Here is a 2,833-nt window from a genome sequence, read left to right on the forward strand (position 1 = left end):
GTGACAGACAGAACAGACACACCACCCAGGACACATCACCAGCGTCCTCGGTATCAGGAACTACACCCGACGTATCACGAAGAGCCCACAACCCCCCACCAGCATCCCGCGGACACTCCGCCCGACTCCCGCCACAGCCACGACACCGCCACACGGCGGAACCAGCCCCTCCACGCCATCGCCGAATACTTACCGGCCATCAATGCGGGGTATTATGCAGAATTTCGCCTCGACTCCCGCAGCGGAGTGCTACGGTCAGCCCGCGTGTAAAGAAGCAATTCTCGCGGATGGTTCAGGACCACGTCGGGGTGTCAAAACTCGGGCACCCGCGTTGACCGGGGGTTTTAGGCGGCTCGTTCATATTCGTTGATCAAGCCGCCGAGGACGGGCCGGCGCTTGATCCGTTCCTGGGTCAGGTCCGCGACGGGGTGATCGGGCTGTGGTGGTTGAAGGTCGCGGCCACGATGGGGTCGTCGTCTGTTGTAGTTCCGTGCGTACTCGGCCAGGGCAACGCGAAGGTGCCGCTCACCGAAGATCAGCATCCGGTCGGTGACCTCGGTCCGGACCGTGCGGATGAACCGTTCCGCGTAGGCGTTCGCCCGCAGGGTTCGGGGTGGGATCTTGACGGTGGTGATGCCGGCGTCGGTGAACGTGGTGCCTTCATACTGTTCATCTCGCTGTGATCGTTTGGGTTGTGGAGTTGACTTTCACGGTGCGGGCGGCGCGGTGGAGGCAGGCGGTTTCCACCTGGTCGTTCCAGGGGATGGCGACCCGGCCAGCGTTGAGGCGGTAGGCGGTCAGGTAGCCGCGGCGGATCCAGTAGTAGACCTGCGCGGTGGGGATACCGAGCCTGGTGGCGGCCTGCTGGACGCTGATGTCTCCGTGTGCGGTGGCGGCGTGCGGGAGGGGCCGGCTGCCCGGGCCGGTCGGGCCGGATCCGGGATGTGCGATCCGCGTGCGGCAGGCGGCCTCGGCCTGCGGGTTCCACGGGAGGCTCAGGCACCCGCTCGGGGTGCGCCGCGCGGTCAGCTGGCCGATACGGATGCGGTAGTAGACGACGTCGTCGGGCACGCCGAGCCGGGTGGCGGCCTCGTGGACGGTGACGTCGCCGGGCAGGACCTCACGGGGGCCGGGGGTGCGGGGGATGAGGTGGCCGGAGGCGTCGATCTGGCGGCGNCAGGCGGCCTCGACCTGGGCGTTCCAGGGGATGCACCAGCGTCCGGAGNNNTCCTTGCGGCCGGCCAGCCGGTCGTGGGTGAGCCAGTAGTAGACGGCGTTGGCGGTGATCCCGAGGNTCGCCGCGACCTGGTCGACGGAGATCTCCCCGTCCCGGAACGGACACCGCCCGGGGATCTTGTAGGTGTGGCGGACCCAGCCGACGGCCGCGATGCCGTAGGGACGGCCGGTCCCGGTGGTCAGCCCGGCATCGGCGAGTGCGGTGACGATCTCGGCGTCGGAATGGTCCGGNCCGAGCCGGGCGATCAGCTGGCGGGCCGCGGCCGAGGTCCTGCGCACCTGTGGCGAGGTGGCCGGTCTGCGCAGGGCGAGTTCGTCGGTGGCGCCGGTGTGCCAGCGCACCCCAAGCCGGGCGCGGGCCCGGTCGGTCTCGGGCAGCAGGGTGACNTCCGAGATGAGGGTGCGCAGCAGCCGCTTGCGGTCCCGGTCCCGGGTGTNCGGGNNGTGCCAGAGTCCNGGCAGGTCCGCGGCCAGNGCGCGCAGGCCGTCCCGGTCCGGCAGCGCCGGCCTGCGCTCCCGGACAGCGGCCAGGGCGGCCTCGGCTTCGGCCAAGGCGGACAGTCTCGCTTCCCAGCGGGTCTCCAGGGTGCGGGCGACCAGCCGGTTCTCCGGCTCCACCGCGCCCAACGCCAGCGGCGCGGTCGGCGTCGTAGCGGGCGCGTCCCACGGCCAGCTCGGCCGCGCGGTGGGAACGGGACTGTCGGGCGGTGACCTCGTCCGCGGCGGCCAGGGCTTGTTCGATCTGCCCCGGCGACACCGTGGCCAGTAGCAGGCCGGCCACCGCGTCGTCGACGACGTCGGCGCGGATCGACCGGCAGGTGGGCGTGGCCTCGTGGTCGGCGCGCGACGACGAGCAGCCGTAGGCCGCCCGCCCCTGTGGGTAGCGGGTCGTCATCGGCCGCCCGCACAACCCACAGAACATGATCCCCTGGCACAGGGCCAGGCCCTCCCGCNCCNGGCGGGCCCCNTNGTGGGTGCAGTTGGCCGAAAGCCTCGCCTCGATGGCCACATACTCCTCCCAGCTGATGTAGCTCTCGTGGTGGCCGTGGCGCACCACGGGCCACTGCTCGCGCGGGCGCAGCCGCACCCCGGTGTGCACGGTGCCGTCCGGGCGCACCGTCCGGCAGGTGGCGTACCGGCCGTAGACGTAGGTGCCCGCATAGCACGGGTTGGACAACACCCCCAGCGCCCNGGAGTGCGTCAGCCGGCCCCATCGCAACTGCCCGGCCCAGATCCCCCCATAGGCCCGCAGCGGGAACCGCCGCCGAACGAACGCGGCCACCACCTGGAACGCCGAGCCGCCCGCGGCGAACGCGGCGAAGACGTCCCGGATGGCCCCCTGCACCTCCTGATCCGGGTCGATCACGCAGACACCCTCGTCGTCGTAGACGTAGCCGACCGGCAGCGGGAAACGCAGCTCGCCGCGTTCGGCCGCGGCCCGTTTCGCGCCCTGCAGCCGGCCCGTCAGCAGGTGCAGCTCACACTCGGACATACTGCCCTTCAGCCCGAGCAGGAGGCGGTCGTTGATGTCCGCGAGATCGTAGACACCGTCGGCGTCCACCAGCAGCGCATCCGTCAGACGGGCCAACTCCAGCAG

2 protein-coding genes and 2 pseudogenes are annotated in these 2,833 nt (G+C 71.0%); 1 reads left to right on the top strand and 3 read right to left on the bottom strand.

Translation table 11 applies throughout. The annotated features are described in order from the left end of the window. Window positions 1-344 precede the first annotated feature (344 nt). The 3 genes and pseudogenes from BMG523DRAFT_RS23970 to BMG523DRAFT_RS26930 form a co-directional block, all read right to left on the bottom strand. Window positions 345-644: pseudogene (locus tag BMG523DRAFT_RS23970) on the bottom strand (integrase core domain-containing protein); the annotation flags it as partial. Window positions 645-669: 25 nt separating this feature from the next. Next, window positions 670-1,071, bottom strand: coding sequence for a helix-turn-helix domain-containing protein (locus BMG523DRAFT_RS25045; protein ID WP_152987900.1), 402 nt, complete (start codon window positions 1,069-1,071; stop codon window positions 670-672). Window positions 1,072-2,068: 997 nt separating this feature from the next. Beyond that, window positions 2,069-2,521, bottom strand: a pseudogene (locus BMG523DRAFT_RS26930) (recombinase family protein); the annotation flags it as partial. Between BMG523DRAFT_RS26930 and BMG523DRAFT_RS26935 the strand changes: the two are divergent. Beyond that, a partial coding sequence (locus BMG523DRAFT_RS26935) for a hypothetical protein (RefSeq protein ID WP_235463399.1) occupies window positions 2,432-2,833 on the top strand: 402 nt, incomplete at its 3' end. The pseudogene BMG523DRAFT_RS26930 and the gene BMG523DRAFT_RS26935 overlap by 90 nt on opposite strands.

Origin of the sequence: Frankia sp. BMG5.23 (assembly GCF_000685765.2) — a bacterium.
GTDB classification, from domain to species: Bacteria; Actinomycetota; Actinomycetes; order Frankiales; family Frankiaceae; genus Frankia; species Frankia casuarinae.